The organism is Streptococcus sp. CL9.43 (assembly GCF_049737935.1).
Taxonomy (GTDB): domain Bacteria; phylum Bacillota; class Bacilli; order Lactobacillales; family Streptococcaceae; genus Streptococcus; species Streptococcus infantis_I.
The window spans coordinates 71,038-91,048 of the sequence record NZ_JBKOTS010000001.1; the positions used below are offsets into that span (position 1 = coordinate 71,038).

Annotated in this window: 19 protein-coding genes and 1 other annotated feature; of the genes, 1 reads left to right on the plus strand and 18 read right to left on the minus strand. The window is 38.3% G+C overall.

Going from position 1 to position 20,011, the window contains the following annotated elements; all coding sequences use genetic code 11:
- The first annotated feature begins 120 nt into the window (after nt 1–120).
- Entirely contained in the window at nt 121–2,400 is a 2,280-nt protein-coding gene (locus tag ACLNCS_RS00390) for a Xaa-Pro dipeptidyl-peptidase (protein WP_424846642.1), read from the plus strand.
- Nucleotides 2,401–2,448: 48 nt separating this feature from the next.
- Here the strand turns inward: ACLNCS_RS00390 and ACLNCS_RS00395 are convergent, their stop codons facing one another.
- The 18 genes from ACLNCS_RS00395 to ACLNCS_RS00480 form a co-directional block, all read right to left on the minus strand.
- Nucleotides 2,449–2,610, minus strand: coding sequence for a hypothetical protein (locus ACLNCS_RS00395; RefSeq protein ID WP_235084090.1), 162 nt, complete (start codon nt 2,608–2,610; stop codon nt 2,449–2,451).
- Between the two features lie 9 nt (nt 2,611–2,619).
- Nucleotides 2,620–3,930, minus strand: a complete 1,311-nt coding sequence (obgE, locus tag ACLNCS_RS00400) for a GTPase ObgE (protein WP_424846645.1) — start codon at nt 3,928–3,930, stop codon at nt 2,620–2,622.
- Nucleotides 3,931–4,005: 75 nt separating this feature from the next.
- Nucleotides 4,006–4,140 (minus strand): DUF4044 domain-containing protein, encoded by a 135-nt coding sequence (locus tag ACLNCS_RS00405; protein ID WP_000863850.1) that lies wholly within the window; start codon nt 4,138–4,140, stop codon nt 4,006–4,008.
- A gap of 29 nt (nt 4,141–4,169) precedes the next feature.
- Entirely contained in the window at nt 4,170–4,361 is a 192-nt protein-coding gene (locus tag ACLNCS_RS00410) for a PspC domain-containing protein (protein ID WP_074324712.1), read from the minus strand.
- Between the two features lie 25 nt (nt 4,362–4,386).
- Nucleotides 4,387–5,703, minus strand: a complete 1,317-nt coding sequence (locus tag ACLNCS_RS00415; RefSeq protein WP_247912243.1) for a glycosyltransferase family 4 protein — start codon at nt 5,701–5,703, stop codon at nt 4,387–4,389.
- An 8-nt stretch (nt 5,704–5,711) separates the two neighbouring features.
- Nucleotides 5,712–6,755 (minus strand): glycosyltransferase family 4 protein, encoded by a 1,044-nt coding sequence (locus ACLNCS_RS00420; RefSeq protein WP_186822912.1) that lies wholly within the window; start codon nt 6,753–6,755, stop codon nt 5,712–5,714.
- A 108-nt stretch (nt 6,756–6,863) separates the two neighbouring features.
- Nucleotides 6,864–7,193: a metal-sulfur cluster assembly factor gene (locus ACLNCS_RS00425; RefSeq protein ID WP_004252676.1), complete on the minus strand. Its 330-nt coding sequence runs from the start codon at nt 7,191–7,193 to the stop codon at nt 6,864–6,866.
- A 16-nt stretch (nt 7,194–7,209) separates the two neighbouring features.
- Nucleotides 7,210–8,319 (minus strand): RNA polymerase sigma factor RpoD, encoded by a 1,110-nt coding sequence (gene rpoD / locus ACLNCS_RS00430; protein ID WP_004252673.1) that lies wholly within the window; start codon nt 8,317–8,319, stop codon nt 7,210–7,212.
- A gap of 2 nt (nt 8,320–8,321) precedes the next feature.
- Nucleotides 8,322–10,082 carry a DNA primase gene (gene dnaG / locus ACLNCS_RS00435; protein ID WP_424846649.1) on the minus strand — a complete coding sequence of 587 codons (1,761 nt, stop codon included), beginning with the start codon at nt 10,080–10,082 and terminating at the stop codon, nt 8,322–8,324.
- A gap of 180 nt (nt 10,083–10,262) precedes the next feature.
- A complete protein-coding gene (locus ACLNCS_RS00440; RefSeq protein ID WP_414312235.1) occupies nt 10,263–10,505 on the minus strand; it encodes a hypothetical protein in 243 nt (80 codons plus the stop codon).
- A 48-nt stretch (nt 10,506–10,553) separates the two neighbouring features.
- Entirely contained in the window at nt 10,554–10,694 is a 141-nt protein-coding gene (locus ACLNCS_RS00445) for a hypothetical protein (protein WP_247921603.1), read from the minus strand.
- A gap of 163 nt (nt 10,695–10,857) precedes the next feature.
- A complete protein-coding gene (locus ACLNCS_RS00450; RefSeq protein WP_424846652.1) occupies nt 10,858–11,616 on the minus strand; it encodes an ABC transporter ATP-binding protein in 759 nt (252 codons plus the stop codon).
- Nucleotides 11,613–12,479, minus strand: a complete 867-nt coding sequence (locus tag ACLNCS_RS00455; protein WP_424846654.1) for an ABC transporter permease — start codon at nt 12,477–12,479, stop codon at nt 11,613–11,615. Before ACLNCS_RS00455 ends, ACLNCS_RS00450 begins: the two co-directional genes overlap by 4 nt.
- A gap of 60 nt (nt 12,480–12,539) precedes the next feature.
- Nucleotides 12,540–13,538 (minus strand): tryptophan ABC transporter substrate-binding protein, encoded by a 999-nt coding sequence (gene trpX / locus ACLNCS_RS00460; RefSeq protein ID WP_424846656.1) that lies wholly within the window; start codon nt 13,536–13,538, stop codon nt 12,540–12,542.
- 134 nt (nt 13,539–13,672) lie between these two features.
- Nucleotides 13,673–13,887: a binding site (T-box leader), on the minus strand.
- A 93-nt stretch (nt 13,888–13,980) separates the two neighbouring features.
- The gene (ppc, locus tag ACLNCS_RS00465; RefSeq protein WP_424846658.1) at nt 13,981–16,806 is read right to left on the minus strand and encodes a phosphoenolpyruvate carboxylase; all 2,826 of its coding nucleotides are present in this window, start codon (nt 16,804–16,806) and stop codon (nt 13,981–13,983) included.
- A gap of 23 nt (nt 16,807–16,829) precedes the next feature.
- On the minus strand, nt 16,830–18,041 hold the full coding sequence (ftsW, locus tag ACLNCS_RS00470; protein WP_424846660.1) for a cell division peptidoglycan polymerase FtsW: 1,212 nt from the start codon (nt 18,039–18,041) through the stop codon (nt 16,830–16,832).
- 212 nt (nt 18,042–18,253) lie between these two features.
- The gene (gene prsA, locus ACLNCS_RS00475) at nt 18,254–19,222 is read right to left on the minus strand and encodes a peptidylprolyl isomerase PrsA (RefSeq protein WP_424846662.1); all 969 of its coding nucleotides are present in this window, start codon (nt 19,220–19,222) and stop codon (nt 18,254–18,256) included.
- 74 nt (nt 19,223–19,296) lie between these two features.
- Nucleotides 19,297–20,010 (minus strand): O-methyltransferase, encoded by a 714-nt coding sequence (locus ACLNCS_RS00480; RefSeq protein ID WP_424846664.1) that lies wholly within the window; start codon nt 20,008–20,010, stop codon nt 19,297–19,299.
- Between the last annotated feature and the right edge of the window lies 1 nt (nt 20,011).

Consider the following 20,011-nt stretch of genomic DNA (forward strand, 5'->3'; position numbering starts at 1 on the left):
TTGTTTTGGTATCAACTCTCTTATCATACCTGACTATAAGTCATATCTCTACTCTTTCTGTTATTTTCTATGATTTTTTGATATAATGACTTTTAAATGAATCTTTAAAAGGAGATATCCATGCGTTTTAATCAATTTAGTTATTATCCAGTTACAAACCAACAAGCTTTACAAGAATTATCTGAGCTTGGATTCAAGCTTGATCTTTCAGCTTCACATAAAAAACAGTTTGAAGCTTTTGTTAGGACTTGTTTTTTTAATTACACAAATACGGATTATCCCCTCACTACTTTAGCAGTTGATAAAGAAACAGATTTACTCACTTTCTTCAATTTGGACCGTGAATTGACTGCAGAAATTTTCTACACTGTTGCCTTTCAATTGCTTGGATTCAGTTACTTAGTAGACTTTAAAGATGGTCTTGCTTTTCACAAAGAAACAGCGTTTCCGATCGTTTACGGAGATTTAATCGACAATTTCTACCAGCTTTTAAATACACGCACTAAAAAAGGGAACACCCTTATCGATCAGTTAGTTAGTGATGGTCTTATTCCTGAGGACAATAACTATCACTACTTCAATGGCAAGAGTTTGGCAACCTTCAATACTAACAATGTCATTCGTGAAGTAGTTTATGTAGAGACTCGTGTTGATTCTGATAAAGATGGGCTACCTGACCTCATCAAGGTAAATATTATTCGTCCAGCATACAATGGAAAGATTCCAGCTGTCATGACAGCAAGTCCATACCATCAAGGAACCAATGACAAAGCAAGCGATAAGGCTCTCTATAAGATGGAAGCCGAACTAGAAGTCAAGGAACCACATGAAATTACGTTAGAAAATCCAACCCTGAACTTGGTTGAACCTGTTGGGGATGCTGAACTTGTTTCTGAAGCTGAAGAAAAACTCACTCATATCAATAGCAGCTACACACTTAACGACTACTTCCTTCCAAGAGGATTTGCCAATATCTACGTATCAGGTCTTGGTACCAGGGATTCTCAAGGTCAGATGACCAACGGAGATTACCGCCAAGTTGAAGCTTATAAGAATGTTATTGATTGGCTAAATGGTCGTTGTCGTGCTTTTACGGATCATAGTCGTAAACGTCAAGTAAAAGCTGATTGGTCAAACGGTAAAGTGGCAACTACAGGACTTTCTTATCTAGGAACAATGTCTAATGGTCTTGCTACTACAGGAGTTGATGGTTTAGAAGTCATTATTGCTGAAGCAGGTATCTCATCATGGTACAACTATTACCGAGAAAATGGTCTGATAACAAGCCCTGGTGGCTATCCAGGGGAGGACTTCGATTCATTAGATGAATTAACTTATTCTCGTGATCTCTTAGCTGGTGATTTTATTCGCGGAAACGAGGCTCATAAAGCTTCCATAGAAGAACTCAAGAAAAATCTAGACCGTAAAACTGGAGATTATAACCAATTTTGGCATGACAGAAACTACCTTCTTAATGCTAAAAAGGTTAAGGCTGAAGTTGTCTTTACCCACGGTTCGCAAGACTGGAATGTAAAACCACTTCATGTCTATCAAATGTTCAATGCTCTTCCAAGCAATATTAAAAAACATCTCTTTTACCATAACGGCGCCCATGTTTATATGAACAACTGGCAGTCTATTGATTTCCGTGAGTCTATGAATGCCCTTTTGACACAGAAATTATTGGGGCAAAAAACTGACTACCAACTTCCAAAAGTCGTTTGGCAGGACAATACTGCTACTCAAACATGGCATAAACTAAATGACTTTGGAAATCAAAGTGAACATAAAACTTTCTCTTTAGGTACTGAGGAAGCTGTCATTGAAAACCAATACCAAGATTCTGACTTTGAACGATTTGGAAAGACTTACCAAACCTTTAATAATGAATTGTATCAAGGTAAGGTGAATCAGATTACCATTGATCTTCCAGTGACTGAAGATCTTCATATCAATGGTCGTGTTAAACTAAATCTTCGTCTCAAGTCAAGTACCAATAAAGGTCTTCTCTCTGCTCAACTTCTCGAACTTGGTCAAAAGAAATACCTTCAACCTTATCCTGGAGTCTTGGCTGCTCGTACTATTGATAATGGTCGTTACCATATGCTGGAAAACCTTTGCGAGCTACCATTTAGCCCAAATGCCCAACGTGTTATCACCAAAGGTTATCTCAATCTTCAAAATCGTCATGATTTATTGAAAATTGAAGAAGTTAAACCAGATGAATGGATGAAATTCCAATTTGAATTACAGCCAACTATTTATAAACTAAGAAAAGACGATGCAATCCGTCTCGTTCTTTATACTACTGACTTTGAGATTACTATACGTGACAATACTGACTATCGATTAACTGTAGACCTTGCGCAATCTAGTCTTGAAATCCCAGATCAAAAATAGTTAGAAACCAGAAAACCCGTGATACAAATATCACGGGTTCTTTTGTTCTTATTTTTTTTCTTCGGCTTTTTTCTTCATTCTCGCAAGTCTCAATGAACGATTGGGATTGAGGCGATTAAAAAGTTCTTCTAATTTCTTTTCATTCCAGACGTCTGCTGCAGAAACAAAATTTCCATCAGCATCTCGGAAAGATATTGGTTTATCACCCATAGCTATCTCCTAGTCTACAAATTCAAACTCAAATTTTCCAATACGGACAAGGTCGCCGTCCTTAGCACCACGAGCACGAAGAGCTTCATCAACTCCCATACCACGCAACTGACGCGCAAATTTCATGACAGACTCATCACGGTCAAAGTTAGTCATATTAAAGAGTTTCATGAGTTTTTCACCTGAAAGAACCCAAGTTGCATCGTCATCACGGCCAATCTCAAATGGTTTTTCTTTCTCATCAAAGCCATAGTATACTTCTTCTTCCATCTCTGACTCATCATAAAGAAGGAATTCTGGCGTTTTATCAAGAAGTTCAGCCGTTGCATCTAATAGCGGTGCAAGTCCTTGCTTAGTCAAACCTGAAATTGGGAAGATTGGCGGTAATTCTTCAAATTCATCATAATTAGCAGCCAATTTTTTCTTGAACTCTTCAAGGTTTTCCTGACTTTCTGGCATATCCATCTTATTGGCAACAATAATCTGTGGACGCTCCATAAGACGAAGGTTATAAGATTCAAGTTCCTTATTGATTGCTAAATAGTCCTCATAAGGATCACGTCCTTCACTAGCTGACATGTCAATGATATGAAGAATAACGCGAGTACGCTCGATATGGCGAAGGAACTGAGTCCCCAAGCCAACACCTTGGCTAGCACCTTCAATCAATCCAGGAAGGTCTGCAACGGCAAAGGATTCACCGGACTGGGTACGAACCATACCAAGATTTGGTACAATAGTCGTAAAGTGGTAGGCCCCAATTTTTGGCTTAGCGGAGGTAATCACGCTAAGGAGTGTTGATTTACCTACAGATGGGAAACCAACTAAACCTACATCCGCAAGGATTTTAAGTTCTAACTGTAATTCACGTTCTTGACCAGGTTCTCCATTTTCTGAGATTTCTGGCGCAGGATTTTTAGGTGTTGCAAAACGGATATTTCCGCGACCACCACGACCACCGTGAGCCACGATGAACTCTTGTCCGTTCTCTATCAAATCAGTGAGAACTTTCCCAGTCTCCGCATCACGCACAGTTGTCCCTTGAGGTACATGGACAATCAAGTCTTCTGCCCCTCGGCCATGCATTCCTTTTGTCATCCCTTTTTCACCTGATTGGGCCTTGAAATGACGATTGTAACGGAAGTCCATAAGGGTACGTAAACCTTCGTCTACAACGAAAACAACGTTACCACCACGTCCTCCATCACCGCCCCATGGTCCACCATTAGGGACGTATTTTTCACGACGAAAGGCAACCATGCCATCGCCACCATTACCAGCCTTTACTTTAATCTTGGCTGTGTCTAAAAACATACTCATATTCTTTTCTCACTTTAAAAAGGGCTGGGAAATCCCAGTCACCAACTATTTGAAATAAATCCTACAACTAGCAATTTAGAATCTACTAAATACACCAATTGCAGTCGCAAAAATACCGGCTAAAGTAACAAACAACATGATTAATACGACAAACATTGTAAGTTTTTCAAAGAATGTTTTTTTACGTTTACCATTATCACCGAATGCCATGTTTTCTCCTTTACTCTAATTCATAATTCTTAAAATTCATTTGATACAGGAGCAATTGCCCACAAAATTAAGTAAGCAACAATGCCTGCCCCATAACAGAAAGCTAAAACTCCCCAAATAACACGAACAATTGTAGGGTCAATATCAAAATAATGTGCTACTCCTGCACAGACTCCACCAAGTTTTTGGTCTCGACCACTTCTCATCAATTTCTTTTTCATTGTTTTTTCCTTTCATCGAAAGAATTTAATCATTCAAGTATTTTCTTAAATTTCTTAATTGTTTTCTAGATGCCTTAAGCATACGCTTCGAACCTTTAACTGGCATAGTAACAGCCTGTTGCGGAATATAGAAGACTGTCTTTAAAATACGTTTTGTAACAGGTTCGTCAGCTCCTGTTTCTTTAGCAAAATTATTTGAAATAATGACGTCTAGATAAAATTCATGAACTCTTCTACCAAAATTCTCAGCAGAAATTTCATATAATTTTTCAGCCAAGTGTTTTTCATCCATTGACGGTGTAGCAAGTAAAGCCTCAAGAATAGCTCCTGCCAAGTCTCTTTCCTCATAATAGAGAGTTCCGAACATTTTATCATTGATGAGATTATCCAAATAAGGATTACCATGGGCAATAACAGGTGTCTTACTAGCTAAACTTTCCAGATAAGTCAATCCCTGAGTCTCACTTGTAGAAGCCGATATAAAGAAATCAGCTGCCTTATAATAGAGTGCCGTCTCATTTGGCGGAATCATACCTGTAAAGATAACAGAATCTTGAATTTTTAAATCTTCTGCTTGCTCCTTAAGGTTGTCTAAATAAGGTCCATCTCCAGCTACAACAAGTTTAACATTTGGTTCTTCTTTTAGGACATCTGGTAAAGCTTTAAGAACTGCTTGAATATTCTTCTCGTAAGAAACTCGAGAAAGACTTAGAAGCATCTTTTCGTCTTGTTGGATCCCTAGTTTATCCCTTAAGTCACTAATGTGTTCAGGACCAATCTCAGGGCGTTCAAATTTGGCAAGTTCAATTCCAGTAGGAATGACACGCTTTTCAACTTTTACCTTATAGTCAGATAAAAGGTCGCGTACAATTTCACTCGGGCAAATAACCCCATCAACATCATGCAAAAAACCTCGAACAAGATATTTGACCATACTTGGACGAATCAACATTCCCTTAGCAATATAGTGAACATAATCCTCGTACTGGGTATGATATGTATGAATGACTGGAATTTTCAGTTCTCGAGCAATCCAAATCCCCAATAAACCAAGAGAAAACTCAGTTTGGGTATGAATGATATCGAGTTTGTATTGTTTAGCAATCTCAAGAGCTTTCGTAAATCCACGGTAAGCGAAACGACGGTCTTTAAAGGCAAAGAAAGGAACACTAGGAATACGGATAATCTGCCAGTCTTCATAACGATTGACATCCTTATCGGTTGTCGTGAAGATAAAGACTGCATGCCCTTGCTTTTCAAGCTCTGTTTTTAAGGTTCGAATACTGGTTGCAACACCCGAAACCTGTGGGAAATAAGTATCTGTAAATAATCCAATTCGCATATACTACCTCATTTTTTTCCTAAAGCCGCTTGCTCCCGATAGAATTTTAGCCATATTTCAAGGAGATGCTCCTCTGAGTATTCTCTTGAAATAGCCTTGGCCTTTTCTTTTAACTCTTTCAAATCTTCTGGATGCTCTCTATATTCCATAATAGCGTGTTTCATCTCTTCCACATCGGTGGTTGGTCTGTAATTGCCTTCTAGAATCACCTTATAAAGATCTAAGTCCCGAAGCATAATGGGAGCTTCACAACTCGCAGCTTCTAGAATGGTCATCGGAAAGAGCTCGTTATAGCTAGGAAGTAAGAACAAATCTGCCAAAGCATAGAGTTCTCTCATCCGTTCTGGCTCAACAATTCCAGGGAAAATCAGATTCTCTGGTGGATTATCCATGATTTTTTTATAACGTTCATAACCATCGGTTATCCCACCAAATGAGAAACCTCCAGCCCAAATAAAGGTGATGTCCGGTAGTTCCTCAGCAAGAGTGATGAAATCATCGATTCCCTTACGCTTCTGAACCTGCCCAGCTCCTACTACTACAAATTGATTGTCACTCAACCCCATATCTTGTCGAAGTTGACTTACTTTTTCTGCAGAAAGTGGGTGCCATTTTTCTTTGTTAACAAAGTTAGGGATATAGGTCACTTTTTCACGAGGAATACCAGCTGCAACCAAATCTTCGATAAAAGTAGGATTAACCACGACCAAGTGTTCCATACGGTCATAAAAAGAAAACACATAGCGCTTAACAATCCCTTTTAGAAAGAATGGAATCTTCAAACTACCTTCTAAGGTGTCAGGCAAGAAGTGGACATAACCAATCCTACGACCTGAACGCTTCTTTTGAAAAGTTGACAGATAATAAGGAAGGTCGATTGTATGAAAATGAGTAACATCAGCTTCTACAGGAAGATTCTCCGTTACAATTAGTTGGTCTTTCGCATCACGTTTCAAAAGTTGCACAAGTTCACGGTAAGCTCCAGAAACACCTTGTCCTGCTACCTTTTCACTCGAACTTAGCATGTTGATGCGTAATTTCTCTTTTTCCATACTATCCATTATATCATTTTATTGAAAGAAAATCAGCAAATTAAAAAAGAGATAGCATAAAAGCTAGGGAATTTCCTAACACTTATACTATTTCTTTTTTATATCATTCTATTTAATACCTAAAGCGATACGTGCATAGCGACTCATTTTTTCAACCGTCCAAGCTGGATACCAAACTAATTTCACTTCAACGTTAGTAACTTCTGGTACATCTGTCATAGCATCATAAATTTGATCTGTCAAGAGGTCTGCTAATGGACAACCCATAGTCGTTAAGGTCATATCAATCTCAGTATCACCGGTATCACCATCAAATCGAATCTCATAAATCAGACCTAGGTTGACGATATCGATTCCTAATTCTGGGTCGATAACTTCTTCTAATGCAGATAAGATTTTCGTTTTGATAGTTTCAATTTGCTCTTCTGTATAAGCCATGTGTAATCCTCCAATTTTAATCTTCGATAAAGTCACGAAGTGGTTTACTACGACTAGGCTGGCGAAGTTTTCTCAATGCTTTTGCCTCAATCTGACGAATACGCTCACGAGTGACATTGAAGACTTTACCAACATCTTCTAGAGTACGCATTTTACCATCATCGAGACCAAAACGAAGACGAAGAACATTTTCTTCACGATCTGTAAGAGTATCCAAAACTTCATCCAACTGCTCGCGCAAGACGATGCGAGTTGTGTAATCAACTGGATTTTCAATCACTTCATCTTCGATAAAGTCACCAAGATGGCTATCATCTTCTTCACCAATAGGCGTTTCTAGAGAAACTGGTTCTTGAGCAATCTTAAGGATTTCACGAACCTTATCAGGCGTCATATCCATTCGTTCAGCAATTTGCTCAGGAGTAGGGTCTTGTCCCAACTCTTGAAGAAGATTACGTTGTTCACGAACAAGCTTGTTGATAGTTTCCACCATGTGAACCGGGATACGGATGGTACGAGCTTGGTCAGCAATGGCACGTGTAATAGCCTGACGGATCCACCAAGTTGCATAAGTTGAGAATTTGAACCCTTTTGAGTAGTCAAATTTATCAACGGCTTTCATAAGCCCCATGTTACCCTCTTGGATTAAGTCAAGGAATTGCATGCCACGTCCAACATAGCGTTTCGCGATAGACACAACCAAACGAAGGTTAGCTTCTGCTAGACGTTGCTTAGCTTCAACATCGCCTGCTTCAACAGCAAGAGCTAATTCTTTTTCTTCTTCGTTAGTAAGAAGAGGTACAACACCGATTTCCTTCAAGTACATACGAACAGGGTCATTGACTTTGGCAGATGTTGAACCAATTAAGTCTTCATCGCTAAGTTCTGGTTCTTCCTCTGTACTTAAAACACGTTCACTCGGATTTCCTTCGTTATCAGTGATTGCAATACCTGCATCTTGAATTCGTTGCAAAAGATTCTCAATACCTTCTACATCAAGAGCAAAAGGAATTACAAGGACATTGTTAATTTCATCATCTGTCGCAGTACCAGTTTTCTTATGGTTACGAATAAATTCTGCAACTTGGACATCAAAAGTTGTTACTTCTTTTTGTTTTTTTGCCATTCTTACTCCATTCTTCTTTTTTGGGCAATTAAGCGTTCAAGCTCTTCTAAAGCAGCATCTGTGTCGCCTACATGACTAGCTTCCTGAACTTTCTTTTTAATTTGCAAGTTTTGTTGATTCAAAAGAGCACGATTACGAGACTCCTCCACTTCCTTTAATTCTTCTGGAGACATTTCAGAAGGTAGATCCAAGGCTAACACTTGGTACCAAGCATTTTCCACTTCTCTAGTCTGATTTGCCAAGTCTTCAGAAGAAATCGAACCATTATCAATCAAGAGTCCATACAAGGTCTGAAACTCTGGAGTTTCAAATACAAAATCATCTCTCAAACGATAATCATTCAACACAAGGGGGTGCTCCATCATACGATAAAGAATATGTGCTTCAGCTCTCATGACTGCCGTCAATTGTTTAGAAACCGACATAGTAATTGGTGTCGGATTAACAACCTGCTTCACTTTTTCTTGTCTTTGTCTGACACGACTTTCGTTGATAATGTGCTCAACTTGTTGATAATCAAAAGATGGTAAATGATCCGTCAACAAATGAATATAGGTGTTCTGGGCTGTGATAGAAGGTTCTTTGACGATAAGAGGTGCAATTTTCTCAATGAACTCAATCTGTGCTTGGAGATTTTCACTATTACTAGGTTTGTAATGATGAATATAAAACTCAATTGGACTGATTCGAGTATTGGATAAAAGATAAGCCAAATCCTCTGGAGAATTCTTTTGTAAATACTCATCAGGGTCCATTGCATCAGGAATCTGGACAATTTGAACAGGCAAATCTCCCAATTCCTCTAGTGCTTTAGCAGTTGCAGCTTGTCCTGCCTTATCACCGTCATAAGTGATAATCACTTTTTTTGTAAAACGTTTGAGATGTTCGACGTGTTCAGCGGTCAAGGCCGTTCCCATGGAAGCTACTGCATTTTCAATACCAGCACGGTAGGCTGCAATAACATCCATAAAGCCTTCCATCAGATAAATTTCAGGAGCTTTCCCTGAGCCTTTTTTTACCCTATCCAAATGATATAATTCGTAACTCTTGTTAAAAATCGCCGTCGCTCGACTATTTTTATACTTGGCAGTTTGAGAATCTGTCTCTTGCCAAATCCGTCCAGAGAAAGCAATTACCTTTCCTTGGTCGTTTGAGAGTGGAAATATAATCCGGTTATGGAAAGTATCAAAAAATTGGTTGCTCTCAGATAGATAAAATAGACCTGAATCCAGCAAGTCCTTCTCACTATAATCGTCTGCTAAACGCTGATAAAGATAAGAGCGTTCTGCTGGAGCTAGACCAATCATAAAGTGTTTAATGACATCATCAGTCAAGCCACGTTTATAGAGATAGTTTCTTGCCTCCTCACCCATTTTAGTAGTCATGAGAATTGCATGATAAAAGCGTGCAGCCTTGTCATGCATATCGTAGAGATTTTGATGGGGTGACGTATGTGGGACAGGGTTATGTGCAGGAGTTTCAAGGTGCATTCCGAGACGCTCACCTAAAATCCTTACCGCATCTGAAAAAGTTACTTGTTGATACTCTTCTATAAACTTAAAGACGTCTCCAGAACGACCACAACCAAAACAGTGGTAAAATTGCTTATCTTCGACCACGTTAAAGGAAGGGGTCTTTTCACCATGAAAAGGACAGAGCCCCAAAAAGTTCCGTCCAGATTTTTGTAAAGAAATCACTTCTCCTATGATTTCGACAATATTGGTATTGTTTTTGATTTCTTCGATGACTCTCTTGTCAACCATAGACAATACCTCCATTTTATCACAGTTTACTTTATATAGTATACTTTATTTCTGAAAAAAAGTAAACCATTTCACACCTTTTACATGCTTCTATTTCATAAGTTTCCAGCTGTCATGAAAAAGTGAATCTTTTGAGCAAACCATTCTAATATTTGAAAGAAAAATAGAAAAAATTAAAGACTATTTCACCTGATTTTCGAGATTATTTTTCAATATCCTACTAATATACTGACCATCTTTTCTACTGATACAAGCTGTTGCATAAGTCAATGGTGCTTTGTATACCACTCCTCTATAGGATGGATCAGTCAATACAGGCATAGAATAATAGGCGTTCTTTTTATTTTTAAGGTCAATATACCATTTACCTCCTAGGTGTTTGCGAAAGGTTTCGCCGATATAAACTGTCAAATAATCCAACATCTTGCGGTCTGCTATCAAAGCATGGTGGTCTTCGTAGTGAGCTAAGATCTAAGCCTCCAAATCATCCAAGGACTGCATACTATAGTCTAAATTTAGCCCTTCTTTCTCCGCAAACTCCCTTGTGAAATAGTCCATCTTAAATCCAATTTGAAAAATCCATTCCTGAAAATCTTCTTGTGTGTATGCCATGTTTTTATCTCCTACTTCTATCAAAGTTTAAGATTATTAGATTGATTCTATTATAAAGGAAAACTGGCAATAAAGGAAATATAAATATAGTTTAAATTCCACTAAAAAAACTTAGAAGTAAAAATTCCACTTCCAAGTTTTTATATCAATTATTTAAAATCATCTACTCAAATAGTTTATAGTAATCTGAAATCTTCATCTTGGCTTTTTCATCCTTGTTTAAATCTTGGATGATACGTCCTTCTTTCATGACAATGAGACGATTTCCATACTTGAGAGCATCTTCCATATGGTGGGTAATCATTAATGCTGTTAGATGGTCCTTGCTGACAAAGTCATCTGTCAATTCCATCAAGGACACACTTGTTTTAGGGTCAAGGGCTGCCGTATGTTCATCCAACAAAAGGAGTTCAGGACGTTTCAAGGTTGCCATCAAGAGGCTCAAGGCCTGTCTTTGTCCACCTGACAAGAATTCAATCGGTGTATCCAAGTGTTTTTCTAGACCATTTCCGACTTTCTCAATGGTTGCTTGAAATTCTTCCTTGTAAGCTGAGAGTCTTCTCGGAAAAAGTCCCCGTTTTTCACCACGAAACTTAGCAATCAAGAGATTTTCTGCAACCGTCATACGAGGGGCAGTTCCCATCTTTGGATCTTGAAAGACACGAGAGAGATACTTGGCGCGTTTTTCAGGGCTAAAATGAGTCACATCCTCACCCATAATACGAATAGTCCCACTAGTCAGGGGCAAAGTTCCTGCAATGCTATTAAAGAGTGTTGATTTTCCTGCACCATTTCCACCTAAGATTGTGATGAAGTCGTGTTCATAAATATCAAGCGAAACATCGTTTAGGATGATTTTTTCTTCATCAAAGCCATTCTTCACAATTTTTGTGGCATTTTTCAATTCTACAATCGCTGTCATTTGCTTAACTTGACTCCTTTCAAGTATTTATCCTTAAGGGTTGGAATGACTAGACAAGTTGCTAGGATAAGAGCACTGTATAGACGGAGGTAGCTAGTATTAAAGCCAAGAGCAATGACTCCCCATACCAAGAATTGGTAACTAATAGAACCAACAACAATAGTAACCAGACGTTCTGCTAATGTAAGACTCTTAAAGAGTACTTCACCGATAATTAAGCTTGCAAGACCAACTACGATAACCCCGATACCACGAGAAACATCTGCATAGCCTTCTTGTTGAGCGATAAGAGCGCCAGCAAGTGCGATCACACCATTTGACAAGACCAAGCCCATCAACTCCATACGTCCAGTATTGATACCAAAACTACGAGCCATATCTGGATTATCTCCTGTTGCGATATAAGCTTGTCCCAATTTAGTATCTAGGAAGAAAAGCATAAGAAGGATAACCAAAGTCACAAAAATCAAACCTGTAAATAATTGATTAAGCTCAGATGAGAAAGGAAGAACGTCCTGGATTTGTTTAGTTCCTAAGAGCCCAAGGTTTGCCCGTCCCATAATCATGAGCATGATAGAATGGCAAGAAGTCATCACCAAAATACCAGACAAGAGTGTTGGAATCTTTCCTTTCGTGTAAAGAAGACCAGTCGCTAAACCTGCAAGACAGCCTGCTCCAACAGCTACTAAGGTAGCAAGAAAAGGATTGACACCTTGTGTAATTAGGGTTACTGCTACCGCTCCTCCAAGCGGGAAGGAACCTTCGGTTGTCATATCTGGGAAGTTCAGGATTCGAAAGGTCATAAAGATTCCCAACCCCAGAATAGCCCAGATCAATCCTTGTGAAATTATCGATACTATCATGTTACATTCATTTCCTTCTTTTAAAAATTGGAGGAGATGTCTCCAACCCCTCCTTCATTCTTATTCGATTACTTGACCAGCTTCTTTGATAACTGATTCAGGAATTGTTATTCCAAGTTCTTGAGCCACTTTTTTATTGATTACTGATTTACCAGTTGAGAAGACATTAACTGGTGTATTTGCAGGTTTTTCACCCTTCAAGACTTTAGCAATCATCTTACCAGTAGCCACACCAAGATCGTGTTGGTCCACAACGACTGATGCCAAACCACCTGCTTCTACCATTGCAGTTGCACTTGGGTAGATTGGTTTTTTAGCTGTTTGGTTACTTGATACTACAGTTGAGAATGCAGATGCGATTGTGTTGTCAATTGGAACCCAGATTGCATCTACTTTACCAGTCATAACGTTAACTGTTGAAGCAATTTCGTTAGTTGATGGAACTGCGAATGTTTCTACTTTCAAACCAGCTTTTTCAGCGTAAGCTTTGAACTCTTCAACTTGTGATTTAGAGTTATCTTCACTACTTGAGTAAAGAGCTCCAACTGTCTTGACATCAGGAGTCAATGTTTTAATCAATTCAACCTGTTGTTCAGCAGGGTTATGGTCAGATACCCCTGTGATGTTTCCACCTGGTTTTTCCAAGTTTTGTACAAGGTTAGCTCCAACTGGGTCTGTAATAGCTGCCATGATAACAGGAAGGTCTTTTGTTGCACTTGCAAGCCCTTGAGCTGCTGGAGTTGCAATACCGACAACAACATCGTTTCCGTTTGCTACCAATTGTTTACTCATTGTCGCAACCTTACTTTGGTCACCTTCTGAGTTCATAAAGTCGATTTTAACTTGATCACCTTTATAGCCTTCTTCAGCAAGTCCATCTTGGATACCTTGGTAAATCAAGTCGAGCGATGGGTGACTGACGAACTGTAGAACACCAACCTTAGCAGTTTTGTTAGCTGTCTCGGTTTTAGTATCTTGTTTCGTTAAGTTAGAGTATACCAAGCTTCCTCCAACTACAAGTGCTAGTACTGCAATAATACCAATTAAACGTTTATTCATATCTATTTCTCCTTATTTCACTTAAACTTAGTAATGTTCATGTCACTTTCAATATAACTTTACCAAGCGTCGCCATCGTTTGATTTCCATAATTTTTTCCTCCCCATAGAAAAAGTCCTCACACAAAAAACTTGTGTGAGGACGTCGATGCGCGGTGCCACCTCAATTATAGGAATTATTCCTATCGCTCTTACTCGCTTCACGAGTTGCACTATAAGGTGTGCTCACCGAATTCTTATGATTTCAAATTCTTAATAACATCCAGCCCAATTTCATCATCTTCTTCTATCTGTTTCCACCAACCACAGACTCGCTAAAAAAATTCGATGATTACTTTCTGAATGCTTAAATTATATCATTTTACTAAAACTTGTCAAGGATTTTCATGAATTATTTTAAAAAATATGAAAATTCCTACGGTTTTTGGAAAATATTGCTTGTATTAACCTGAATTACGTAATCCTGTAGCAATTCCGTTAATGGTCGTATGAATCAATCTTTCCTCATGTGAAGAAAGCTCGCCACGACGTTGGCGCTTAATCAATTCCAACTGGATATAGTTAAGAACATTGAAATAAGGCATGCGGTAATTTAGACTGTCTTTCAAATAAGTGTTTTCTGCCAAGAGTTCTTCATGACCTTCGATAGCCAGGATAACATTCTTAGTCAATTGCCATTCATCCAAAATTGTATAGTAGATTGCTTGCACTTCTTCACTTTCACAAAGTTTAGCATATTCAAAAGCAATATTCATATTTGATTTTGATAGAACCATGTCAACGTTTGATAGGAGTGACTGGAAGAATGGCCAATTTTGATACATGTCACGAAGGTATTCAATATTTTTTGGATCTTGATCAATAAATTCCTTGAAGCTTGAACCAACACCATACCAACCTGGGAACATGACACGACTTTGTGACCATGAGAATACCCAAGGAATGGCACGTAGACCACCAATTTCAGTGATTGTTTTACGTGCTGCTGGACGAGAACCAATATTAAAGCTTGAGATATTCTTAATTGGACTAGATTCAAAGAAATAATCATAGAAATGTTCATTTCCGAATACTAGCTCACGGTAGATATCGTAGCTACGACTGACTACTTGGTCCATGATTGCCTCATAGCGATTTGACGTATTAGTATCACTCTTCTTCTGTGTAATCATACGGTTGATAGCCGCTGATACCAACATTTCCAAGTTATAGTAGGCTGCATCCTTGTTTCCGTATTTATTTCCGATAACTTCACCTTGTTCAGTTAATCGAATACGGTCCTTGATTGATTTGAGTGGTTGAGAAGCAATGGCATCATACGTAGGGCCACCACCACGACCAACAGTACCACCACGACCGTGGAAGAAGGTTACTTTGACTCCAAATTCATCACCGATGGCGGTTAATTGTTGTTGAGCTTTGTATAGAGTCCAACAAGATGATAGATAACCACCATCCTTGTTACTATCTGAGTAACCTAGCATGATTTCTTGATAATTATCTTTTGAAGCAATCCACTTCTTAGCAAGCGGTAAAGAGAAATACTTTCTCATTGTTTCTTCGGAATGATCCAAATCCTCAATTGTTTCAAAGAGAGGCACGATTTGAACACGTGCTTTTTCAGCATCCACAAGACCGACTTCTTTCAGCATAATCGCCAATTCTAACATATCAGACACGCTGGTTGCATGAGAAATAATCGTTTGACGAATGACGTCTTCTCCCAAACGATCTTTTAATTCACGTGCAGTTTGGAAAATGGCTAATTCTTTTTCAAGAAGTTCAGACTTTTCAGCATGAGTAGCTGACAAGATTCGAGGGTCTTCTAATAGTTCATGTAAAAGCAACTCGCACTTCTCATCTTCTGAAAGATCGCTATAATGGTCATTAATTCCAGCAGATGCTAACAATTCAGCAACACAGGCTTCATGAACACTTGAGTCTTGGCGCATATCGATAGATGCCAAGAAGAAGCCAAAGACTTCAACAGCCTCCAAAAGCTCGGCAAACTCTCCAGTAAGCAAGGCTTCTGCCTTATTTTCAAGCAATGAATCTTTAATGATAGCTAAGTCTTGTTTAAATTCTTCAATTGTTTCGTAGTAAGGAGGACGATCTTCAGCCAATTCTTGAATGGCCCCTGAGAGACGATTACTAATATAGTCAGTAACCACTCCTTGTTGATGTCCTTGAGCACCAAAAAGTCGCTCAATATGATGACGTTCATCTGCCGATGAGCCGACAAGAGCCCACTCTTTCAAATTTAAAAGAGTTTGAATTAATTTCGATTGAATAAAGTGAAAAGCCCGACGATAAGGTTCTTTCTCGCGGAAAACAGAAGTATCTTGAGATTGAGCTGCCATTTCTTCAACAGCCTTACTTGTCTTAGATAAATTAGTAGAAAGAGAGAAAGTACGGTAGAGACTAGAAATCTTACTGATGTAGTAGTTTAAGATCACTTCACTTTGAATGGTAGCAGAACGCATGAGTGTCTTAGCAGTTACAAATGGATTGCCATCACGGTCTCCACCAATCCACATTCCCATGGTGATAGGTTTTGCTTGTTTTAGGTCAATTCCCTGCTCTTTTGCAAGACGCTTATACTCTAACATTAGATTTGGTACAGCTTGTAGGAAAGAACTGTTGTAATATTCCATCACGTTTGTGATTTCATTGGTTACTTTCAGTTTCTTTTCACGAATCATATCCGTCTGCATGATAATCTCAATGTAGCGACGAAGATCATTGTGCCATTTTTCTTTGTTAATAAGCCCCATTCTCACGTCACGGTATTTACGCAAGAGAGTATGGATATGATTAGTCAAGTCCAGCATACTCTTACGTTGAACCTGAGTTGGATGGGCTGTTAATACTGGTACCACGTTCAGATGTTCAAGAATTTCAGCCGCATTTTCTTTTTCAGCAACCATTTCAATGGTTGTTGACAATTTACCAAGATAATCTTGATCAATATTGTTTAGATGGTTAATCTCATAAGCTAAGTCTACGTCTTCGGAGATGTTAATCAAAAGTGGTAAAATAGAGAAATATCTAGAGATGTAGACCATTTCATCATTTGAAAGGCTTCTCACTACCTTATCTAGTCCTTGATAGTCTAGATTTGATGATAGCTTCTTCAACTGCATAATCTTGTCAAAAGTCTCAGCAGGAAGCATATTTTTCGTGATATCTTCAAGTAAATCTGTCAAGATTTGAACTTCTTCTTGGACTACAGTTTTGTTTCTGTTATTTTCTAGTTTCTGAAGAGACATATTTTTCTCCTTGTCACATTTTCTTAGAGTTGTGCTTCATATTCGCTGTAGAGTTTTGCACGTTTTTCACTAGCATCGATATTTAACACAAAGGCGATAGCTACTGATAGAACCAGGAGACTATTCCCCCCTTGTGAAAGAAATGGGAAGGTTACACCTGTTGAAGGGATCAATCCTGAAATCCCTCCAATATTAACGAATACCTGAATTAAAATCATTCCACCAATACCGATTGCTACCATAGAGTTGAACGGATCTTTTGCTCGTACCCCCACTAAAATAATACGAAGAATTAGGAAGAATAATAGAGCTAAAATAAGACTTGCACCAACAAATCCAAACTCTTCAATCACAATAGAGAAAACGAAGTCCGTGTGCGCCTCAGGTAGATAGCCACGCTTCTCGATGGAGTTTCCTAATCCTAAGCCAAACCATCCTCCATTTACCATAGCATAGTATGAATTTGCCAACTGGTGTCCTGCACCAGCGACATCATCAAATGGATTAAAGAAAGCACTGAATCGTTTAGCTACGTATCCAAATACTGGAATCTTAGAAAACTTATCAACACCAATAAACTTAATGGTTGTTAGAGAAACAAAGGATAAACTGGTCAATACTCCAAGAATAGTTGCAAACCATCGGTGAGCTATCCCACTAATTGAGTACATCAACAATGCTACCAAAAAGAGAATTGTAGCATTTCCAAGGTCAGGGAAAATAGCCAAACTACCAATCATGACTAGAAGTACAAATCGCCAGTCATTAAACGCTCTAGGAAACCATTGGTTTTGAGTTAAAACTTGGAAATCATAAACGGCAATTTCTTCTTGTTGTTTTGAAAAACGTTGAGCCAAGTACCAAATAATGATAATTTTCAAGTATTCCGCAGGCTGAACAGTAATAGGTCCTACTTTGATCCAACCGTAAGCACCATTGATGGGAATCCCAATCAAACGAGCTAAAGCTAGTAAAACGAGCTCAGCAAACATAACGATAAATAACAAACGTTCGTTTCGAAGAAAACCAAGTTTCAGCTTATAGATTACTGCAATAAGCAACAAACTAACAATCCAAAACAAGCCCTGATTTCGAACTAATTGAAAGGCGCTCTTACCCTCCTGAATCAAGGATGCACTCGTTGTTGAATATACCACTATCAATCCTAGAACGGATAAGAGAATATAGGGCACTAAAATAGAGTAATTCAACAGGTGCCTTTTACTAATTTTCATATTTCACCATCTACTAAATTTTTAATTTTCTATTAATTCTAGTTTTACATGCTATTATACCACTTTTTAGACTAGAAAAAAACTCTTATCCGTTAAAGCCTAGAATTTAAGCTTTTAGAATTCACAAACATTTATTTATATTTTGGACTATTAGCTAAGAAAACTTCAAAAAAACTCTACCTTTCAAGAGTAGAAAGATAGAGTTTTCATTTTTAGTTTGAAGATGTTGTTGTCGTTTCAGTTGCTGCTGATGTAGTTGTCGTTTGAGTTGTTGTATCACTTTGAATGTACTGAGTAAAGATATTTTGGAAGGCTTGATCTTTAACCTTGATATTTGCCGCCTGCAACTCTTTACTAATTACACCTTGAACAAAAGTAGCATCATTTTGTTTTTGAGTCAGGATAACTGTCTTCAATTTTTCTTTATAATCTTCCCAGTTAGAAGATTTTTCTGTTTTCTTGTTCAATTTCACAATATAGAAACTGTTTGAATAAGCTTGTGTACCTGGAGCTGTAATCACATCTGAGATTCCATCAACATTAAGGGCAAAGGCTGCTTTTTTAACAACGTCTGGCAATTCTGTTGATGCTGAGTCAAAAGTGATTTCACCACCATTTGCTCTTGTCTTTTCGTCAGTTGAATTATCCTTAGCCAATTGTGCAAAGTCAGCTCCAGATTCTTGTGCTTTAGCAAGTACTTCCTTAGCCTTATCTTCACTGTCAAGTTTAATCACTTGAGCTGTAACTTCTGGTGTGTACTCATCGTAAGCTTTTTTGTAGTTCTCATCTGTCAATTCAGCTTCTGCAGCTTTCTTAACAGCATATTCAACTAGTTTACTTGTACGAATTTGAGCCTTACGACTTTCAGCTGTCATACCAGCACGAGAAAGAACGATTTGATAGCTATCACCATATCTTTTTTGCTCTTCTGCTACCGCATCTTCTACTTCTTTGTCACTTACTTCAGATCCATATTGTTTTTCAAAAACTTTTTGAATTGTCATATTGAGCAAGATTTGTTGAGCAGTTGGGTTGTTTTTCACTTCTTCATAAAATTGGTGCTCAGTGATGACATCACCCTTCATACTGATGAGGTCAGCTCCTTGAGAGCTATTTGAACAAGCAGCCAATGTAGCTACTGATAACAAAGTGATGGCACCAGCCAATAATTTTTTCTTCATGTTTACTCCTTTTTATACACTAGATAAATGTTTACCTTATCTATTTTACTAAATTGTCTTAAAAATATCTAAAATTAATCAATATCAGGCAGTTCTATCTCTGCTTGATTCTTTCTTAGCATCAAGATTCCATCTCCAAGAGGAACTAGACTAGCTGTTAATCCTGGATTGTTTAGAGTTGCGTCAAATAGTCTTTGCAAACCGCGATAAATGGTTCGTTGCCCGCGTCGGACTTCCATAATATCCTTAGCAATGTCTCCACCTTGGAAAATATCATCCAAGACAACTACTCCACCAACCTCAAGGTGTTTTAGAATTTCTGGCAAAAATACGATGTATTTGGATTTTGCAGAATCCATAAAAACAAAATCATAGGTCTCTGTCAATGTTGACAAAACGTCTACCGCATCGCCTTCCAAAAGAGTGATTTGTTGGCGATTATCAAACTTGGCGAAATTTTCCTTGGCAAAACCAATCATTTCAGGATTTCTGTCAATGGTTGTAATTTTAGCCTCTGAGGCATGTTGAGCCATTAAAAGTGCCGAAAAGCCAATTGCCGTTCCAATTTCTAAAATATTTTTTGGTTGAATTGTTTCCATTAGGAAACGGAAATAAGCGACTGTTTCATGAGGAATGATAGGAATATTCTCCTTGCGAGCAAAGTTTTCTAGTTCTTTTAAAGAACCAGTCACCTGCTCTTGTCTGTGGCGCATAAATTCCACAATCTCATCCTTAACAACAGGCCGTCGCATGTTATGGTTAGCATTTTTACTGTATGACTCAACCATT